This window comes from Candidatus Obscuribacterales bacterium, assembly GCA_036703605.1.
GTDB lineage: Bacteria > Cyanobacteriota > Cyanobacteriia > RECH01 > RECH01 > RECH01.
On record DATNRH010000537.1, the window covers coordinates 1 to 7,275 of the forward strand.

The following is a 7,275-nucleotide window of genomic DNA, read 5'->3' on the forward strand; positions in this document are numbered from 1 at the left end:
GATTACGACGATCTGGAAGCCGATGATATTTTGGCTTCGATGTTATTTGCTACGCCACTTTTTTGAATAGGAGAGAGGTAAGGTGACAACAACAGTGCGAGAACTAACCCCAACAGAATTACAACGGTTTGACCCAACTCGTCGGTTTGGAGAGGGTTTAGCACCGCAGCGACGGGAAAAAGCCTGGGCAAAGCTGCCAGAATTGCGGGATGTTTTGCAAAAACAGTTTGGAGCCATGCGAGTGGTTGTATTTGGCTCTTTGGCGGTTCCAGATGCCTTTACTCACTGGTCGGATATTGACCTGGCTGTTTGGGGTATTGCTCCCGATCGCCTCTATGAAGCTGTTGCCGTGCTGAATGATTTATCGCCCGGTATTAAGGTCGATTTGGTTGATGCAGAACGGTGTCATTCTATAGCACTCAAGCAAATTATTCAGGAAGAAGGGATTGTGGTTTAGAGATACTGTTAATCATGCTGAATATTGGGAGAAAATAATGAGTCCACTTTTGCATAAGGTTTTGAATGAACTGGATCAACTGACAACAGATGAGCAGTTGCAGGTGATGGAGCATTTGGCGCAGCAGTTGAAGCAGCGGCTCACTCAGTCACAAGGAGACGTTACACCTACAACGAAAGATGATGAGTGGGATCGGCAAATGGCAAAGGATGTGGATGAAGGAAAGCTCGATCACCTCATTGCCAGGGCAGAATTGGCTATTCAAAGTAATCAGGTACGGAGTTTAGATGAAGTCCTTCACAACTCCTGATTTTTGGAAGGCTTATGCTGGGTTATCCCCTGAACTCAAGACAAAAGCGCAGAAAGCCTATCAGCTATGGCAAGAAAATCCATCGCATCCCTCGCTGCATTTCAAGAAGGTGGGAAAGAATCTTTGGTCAGCTCGAATTACCCAAGATTATCGAGCAGTGGCAATCAAAGCTGGCGAAGATTACTACTGGATTTGGATTGGTTCGCATGATGATTATGACAACTTATTGTCATAGTCTTTAACCAACAATAGAGGAATTGATAAATGGAATCGTTGACGGGGATGGATAGGGTGTTGGGAGGAATTGCTGCTGTCATTTTGGTGGGGGGCTTGGTGATGCTGGTGTCGGGTACGTGGCCTGTAAGGGATAAGTAAGTCGATGGATTTGAAGACGTTTTTTGAGCAGTTTGACACGATCGCTGAAGCACCGGGCGGCATTCAACGCCTGCGGAATTTGATTTTGGATATGGCAGTCCGAGGAAAACTTGTACCGCAAGATCCTGATGATGAACCTGCTGTAAATCTTCTACATCGCATTCAAATTCAAAAACAAAAACTTATTGAAGTTGGCGAAGTTCCAAAGCCTAACAAAATTAAGACAGAAAAAAACGAGCTTGAACATCTTTTTGATTTACCAGAAAAATGGACTTGGACTTGCTTGGATACAGTAAGTTCATACATTCAACGAGGTAAGTCTCCAAAGTATGCTGACTCTGGAAAAGTCTTAGTGATTTCACAAAAATGTATCCAATGGACAGGATTTGAGCTGGATAAATCTCGTCATATTGAAGATGAAACTATTTCATCTTATGGGAAAGAACGTTTTTTACAGCCTGGTGATCTTCTTTGGAACTCTACAGGAACTGGGACTGTAGGACGTATTAATGTTTTTCCAAATAACCTGATTGCTCAGAAAGTAGTTGCAGACTCTCATGTGACTGTTATTCGCTCTATCGAATGTCTTCCAATATTCCTTTACTATTGGCTGTCAAGTCCCTGCATTCAATCGGCTATTGAGGATAAAACTAGTGGCACAACTAAGCAACAAGAATTAAATACTTCAACAGTCAGGCTAGAACCTGTTCCTCTCCCGCCTCTTGCCGAACAAAAGCGGATTGTGGCGAAGGTGGATGAGTTGATGGGGTTGTGTGACCAGTTTGAGGCAGAGAAGCAGCAGCGCGACTCCCTGCGGCAACGCCTCCGCGCCAGTGCTTTCGACGCCCTAATGAACGCCCCCACCGACGACGCCCTCTCCACTGCTTGGTCGTTCATCCACCAACACTGGCACCCCCTCACCCAACACCCTGATGATGTCAAGGATGTGAGGCGATCGCTCCTCCAATTAGCCGTCCGTGGAAGGCTAAGTTATCAAGAAGATAATGACGGTCATGCACAAGATCATCTCAAAGCGATGATTCAGGAGAAAGTGCAGCTGATCAAGGAAAAAAGAATTAGGGCTACTAAAGCATTAGCTGATCTTGATTTAGAATCAATGCCGTTTAAGCTTCCCAAAAACTGGTCATGGGCATATATCCAAGATGTGGGAGAAGTAAAACTTGGCAGGCAAAGATCACCAAAGAATCATTCTGGAGCACACATGGTTCCTTACTTGAGAGTTGCTAATGTCCTTGAGAACCAGCTTAATTTATCAGATGTTAAAACGATGAATTTCTCACCTGAGGAGCAAGAAATATTTAGACTTCAGAAATTTGATATTTTACTCAACGAGGGTCAGAGCTACGAGTTGGTAGGAAGACCAGCAATGTATCGGGATGAAATTCCAGGAGCATGTTTTCAAAACACTCTAGTTAGGTTTAGAGCTTTTAGCCAACTAATGCCCGACTATGCACTGTTGGTTTTCCGTGGTTATATGCATAACGGTAGATTTCAAGACAAGGCACAACAAACCACAAACATTGCTCATTTAAGCGTAGGAAGACTATTAAATATTGAGTTTCCCCTGCCCCCGCTTGCTGAACAAAAACGCATTGTTGCCAAAGTGGATGAACTAATGCGGGAGTGTGATCAGTTGGAAGCCCAATTGCGGCAGCAGCAGCAGGTGGCGGAACAGTTTGCCGCCTCTGCGGTCAGTCATTTAGTGGTGTAGGGGGCATGATGATGAGAGTGCCGAGCGATCGCAAGTACAGTGTGTTGCGACATAAAGGAGCGATCGCCTCTTGCACCTAAGCCTTACAATCAGTCAGCCAAACGCCTTTGCAGCTCCTCAAGCAACGCCTTGCTTTGCCTCGGTCATGCGGCGATCGGACGTTCACAACGAATGGCTTCTTCAATGGTGAGGCGATCGCATCGATAATCCTCCGCCAATTCATCAATCGAGTCACCAGCTCGATACCGCTCAGCCAACATATCGGTTGGTACTCCAGTCCCTTCAATAACCAAACGACCAAACGCAATGCGTGGATCGATCACCACAATGCGAGGATTATTTTCCTCATGCGATCGCGTGAACGGAAAGAGTTTGATGGCCAAACCAGTATCATCCGGTTCAATTCTAGAAAGGTGAGTTTTCAGTGACTGTTTCATCGCGATTTGTCCTGATCGAGAGGCATTGATCAGGTGTCCATATCGCTCCACAAACAGGTCAACCCCATCAGTCTGAAACTCTTGGTGAGCAAGGGGATGGGTAATGTTGAGGTTTGCCTCCAAGAAATCAAGGGCGTCCCGCACCTTTGCCAAATCCACATTGTGATCCGTGCGAATAGCTCTCAACACATGAACTTCTACCATATTGGTGAACGACAAGAGGCGCGGCTTCAACTCTAGAATCGGGATCAAAGGGTTGAATACGCCCTCTCCCGATGCTTTGGGATATTTTCGCCCAACCGTCCACGATCGAATCGTTGCCGCCGGGATTCGCAGGTAGCGGGCAGCATCGCCAATTGAATAGGCTGGAATATCACGCGGATCACGTTTTCCGTATAGTTGGCTCATTCACCTACCCTCCCAGTTGCGATCGCCCCTGTTGTAGTAGCGGATCACGAGAAACGGGACTGGCGCGATTCGAACGCGCGACCTACCGCTTAGGAGGCGGTTGCTCTATCCTGCTGAGCTACAGCCCCAGGGTTCAAGCCCATCATAGCAGCAACCTTGGCTGACCATAAAGCGGCCCCTAGGGATGCGATCGCCACACCTGATCCCATGGCCCACCCCCCACTTCTAGACCGCCCTGGCGACTCGTGGCTTGCACCATCAAGCGATCGCCCTCCCATAGGCGTAGGTCTATCCAGCCATGCATCGTATCGCGACAGACGGGAATCATGCCATCGAGGGTGGGGGCACGGAGGATGGTGCCGGGGCGATCGCTCTTGCCATGGAGTTCCACCCGGAAGCGATCGCGGGTGGCGGTCATGCGCCAACTTCCCCAGGGATAGATCTCCCAGGTGACCTGTGCATTCCAGGGCACGAATTCGTAAAAGATGCCGCCATGGTGAATGCCAATCATCGCTACGGATTCCATCCAGCCGAGGACGCTCCGCCGTCCACCGCCGGCCGTGAGGGCCAGATCGGGTTCATCTTCAAAGGTATTGCAGTTTAGCCAAAACCATTTCTCTGGAAAGGCACCGCCCCAATTTTTTTCGGCATAGGCGGGAGCATCTTGGAAAGAGTAGCGATCGCCCTGCCAATCAATCCAGCCGCTGGCCAGACCATGGGCCATGAGGATCTGCCAACCGGGTTCAAAAATTTGCAATTGGGAGAGCCAGCCGGCCGTGGATTGCTGGGGTTGATCGACATTGCCCCAGCCGTAGATGGGCTGAATCTGGTAGTCCCAGGTGCAGGTGCCCATGACTGGATCGCTGAGCTTGCCTTGGTGCTCTGTGGCGGTGCCTTGGTAGCCTTCTTGGATGGTGCGATGGAAGTGATCAGGGTCTAGAAGACTTGGGCGGGGTGGATGATCGGGATGCGATCGCCAATGGCCTAACCCGAGGGCGTGGGGCCAGGCCCAAAATTGGCAGACCTCGGGGAAGCTGCGGCAGAGGTAGCCATCGTTGGGGCCGAGCACCTGGGCAACGCCGCCGCTATGGGGTTGACCGCCAGCCGGATCTTCGATGGAATACATGAACGCGAAGGTTTGCTGCACCTCCGGCAGGGTGACGCGGTAGTACCAACCTTCAAAAAAACGGCGATCGCTGCCATCCCAGTGGTAACCACTGTGAGGAGTGGCTAAAGAATGGGGAAAATAGAGGAAAGACCTTACCATAATCTTGACGGGGTGCCGGTGGGACAACGGGAGGGCGATTCCCTCTCTTCATGGTGCCACGGTTCATCGATGGATGCTCTTCGCGGGCTGATGGTTTGGCCGCCTGTCCCTTGCCTGTTCCTTCTCAACGGCGATCGCCGCTCCGGTCTACACTTATGAGCTATTGCCTCAACCCCCTATGTCTATCGCCGCAAAATTTGGCCGAAGCGCAATTCTGCCAAAGCTGCGGTATGCGCCTGCAGGTGAACAATCGCTACCGGGCGATTCGTCCCTTGGGGCATGGGGGATTTGGCAAAACCTACCTAGCGGTGGATGAACATATTCCATCCCGACCGCCCTGTGTGATCAAGCAATTTTTTCCGGGCAACCTATCGGGCGATCGCTTAGACAAGGCCACCCACCTGTTCCACGAAGAGGCCAACCGCCTGGATCATCTATCCCCCCATCCCCAAATTCCCCACCTCCTGGCCCACTTCTCAGAAGATCGCTATCACTACCTGGTGCAGTCCTTTGTGGATGGCCAAACCCTAGAGCAAGAGGTTGCCCAGTCGGGGCCGTTCACCGAGGCGCAGATTCGGCATGTGCTGGGTGATCTTTTGCCTGTGCTGGCCTTCATCCATCAAGCCCAGGTGATCCACCGTGATATCAAGCCCGCCAATATCATTCGACGGCGATCGGATCGTCAGTTGGTGTTGGTGGACTTTGGGGCGGCCAAGCTCACCAGCGCTGCGGCGCTACAGCAAACCGGGACGGTGATTGGCAGTGCGGGCTATGCAGCGCCGGAGCAAACCGGCGGCAAGGCGGTGTTTGCTAGCGATCTCTATAGTCTAGGGGTGACCTGCATTCATCTGTTGACCGATGTACCGCCCTTTGATCTCTATTCCTTCACTGAAGGGGCTTGGATCTGGCGCGACTATCTGCGCAGTCCTATTCATAGTGAATTGGGTCTGTTGCTGGATCGTCTGCTGCAGCCGGCCATCAGTCAGCGCTATCAATCGGCCCAGGAAGCGATCGCAGCCCTGCGCTATGTGAATACGCTGCCGGAGATGGGAGATGATGCCGTCTTTGGCCCCAAGCCGCCCTCTCCACCGCCCCCGCCGTCCCGCTATGCCACCACCCAGTTGCCTTCTATCCAGCCGACAATGCCCCTGGCTTGGCGCTGTGTCTATACGTTGGAGGGGCATGCCAACTCCGTGGCTGCGATCGCCACTAGTCCCAATGGCAAGCTCTTCGCCAGCGGCAGCTTTGATCGCACCATTAAGCTATGGCATTTGGGCACCGGTGCCTTGGTGAGCACCTTTGAAGGACATCTCTCGCCGGTGTTGTCGGTGGTGTTTAGCCTAGATGGCCGCTCCTTGATTAGCGGCAGTGTAGATGACTCCATTCGCCTATGGGACGTGGCTACGGGGCAGCAGTCGTCCACCCTCACGGATACGGCGGCGTCGGTGATGGCGCTGTCGGTGGAAATCAGTCCTGATGGTCAAGCCTTGGTGAGCGGCAGTGATGACCATACGGTGAAAGTTTGGCATTTGCAAACCGGGCGGCTCCTGCGCAGTATTCGCCATCCCCGAGCGGTGTCGGCGGTGGACATTAGCCCCGACGGCAAGATTTTGGTGAGCGGCAGCAATGACAATATTATCTGGCTGTGGAATTTCAGTACGGGTGAACTGATGCACAAACTGACGGATCACCAGCGAGATATTAATTCCCTGGCGATTAGCCCCGACAGTAAGATGTTGGCTAGCGGCAGTAGTGACAATACGATTAAGCTTTGGGATTTGCGCAAAGGGCGACTGTGGCGAACCCTCACCGGGCATCTAGACTGGGTGCGGGTGGTCTGCATCAGTCCCGATGGTCGTACCTTGGCCAGCGGCGGCGATGACTGCACTATTAAGCTTTGGGATCTAAAAACCGGGCGGCTGCGCCATACCTTAGCGGGCTACTGTCATGGTCATCAAAAGGGCGTCAATGCCCTAGCGTTTAGCCGCGATAATCGTACCTTGATCAGCGGCAGTGGCGATCGCACGATCAAAATTTGGCGCTATCAGTAGGCGATTTCAGCAACCGATCTGAATTCCCTAGTTTCGCGGTTGTAGTCTTGAGGAGATATCGATATTGTGAGTCCGTTGAGATCCTGCCTATCATGACCATTGAAGCACTTTATGTCCAGCTTGCAGACTTGCGCATTCCCATTGCCGTGCTGGTGTTTGCGGCCCCCTGGATTACCTATTTACTCTGCGTGGCTATTCCAGGTAAGACAGAAGAGCCTCTGCTGCTCAGCATCAATCT

At 51.6% G+C, this 7,275-nt stretch carries 7 protein-coding genes and 1 tRNA gene; 5 read left to right on the forward strand and 3 right to left on the reverse strand.

Going from position 1 to position 7,275, the window contains the following annotated elements; genetic code table 11:
- Positions 1–82 precede the first annotated feature (82 nt).
- From V6D20_11590 to V6D20_11605, 4 genes are all read left to right on the forward strand, one after another.
- Positions 83–457 carry a nucleotidyltransferase domain-containing protein gene (locus V6D20_11590; GenBank protein HEY9816426.1) on the forward strand — a complete coding sequence of 125 codons (375 nt, stop codon included), beginning with the start codon at positions 83–85 and terminating at the stop codon, positions 455–457.
- A gap of 37 nt (positions 458–494) precedes the next feature.
- Complete coding sequence (locus tag V6D20_11595; protein ID HEY9816427.1) at positions 495–767, forward strand: hypothetical protein; 273 nt, start codon at positions 495–497, stop codon at positions 765–767.
- Positions 745–1,002, forward strand: a complete 258-nt coding sequence (locus tag V6D20_11600; GenBank protein HEY9816428.1) for a hypothetical protein — start codon at positions 745–747, stop codon at positions 1,000–1,002. The genes V6D20_11595 and V6D20_11600 overlap by 23 nt, the downstream gene beginning before the upstream one ends.
- A 144-nt stretch (positions 1,003–1,146) precedes the next feature.
- Positions 1,147–2,874 carry a restriction endonuclease subunit S gene (locus V6D20_11605; protein ID HEY9816429.1) on the forward strand — a complete coding sequence of 576 codons (1,728 nt, stop codon included), beginning with the start codon at positions 1,147–1,149 and terminating at the stop codon, positions 2,872–2,874.
- Positions 2,875–3,017: 143 nt separating this feature from the next.
- On the opposite strand, the gene V6D20_11610 is transcribed toward V6D20_11605, so the two are convergent.
- The 3 genes from V6D20_11610 to V6D20_11620 form a co-directional block, all read right to left on the reverse strand.
- Positions 3,018–3,719 (reverse strand): DUF433 domain-containing protein, encoded by a 702-nt coding sequence (locus tag V6D20_11610; GenBank protein HEY9816430.1) that lies wholly within the window; start codon positions 3,717–3,719, stop codon positions 3,018–3,020.
- A gap of 54 nt (positions 3,720–3,773) precedes the next feature.
- Positions 3,774–3,847, reverse strand: a tRNA-Arg gene (locus V6D20_11615).
- 50 nt (positions 3,848–3,897) lie between these two features.
- Entirely contained in the window at positions 3,898–4,986 is a 1,089-nt protein-coding gene (locus V6D20_11620; protein ID HEY9816431.1) for a tocopherol cyclase family protein, read from the reverse strand.
- A 110-nt stretch (positions 4,987–5,096) separates the two neighbouring features.
- Here V6D20_11620 and V6D20_11625 point away from each other — a divergent pair, with 110 nt between their 5' ends.
- Complete coding sequence (locus tag V6D20_11625) at positions 5,097–7,037, forward strand: serine/threonine-protein kinase (protein HEY9816432.1); 1,941 nt, start codon at positions 5,097–5,099, stop codon at positions 7,035–7,037.
- Positions 7,038–7,275 lie beyond the last annotated feature (238 nt).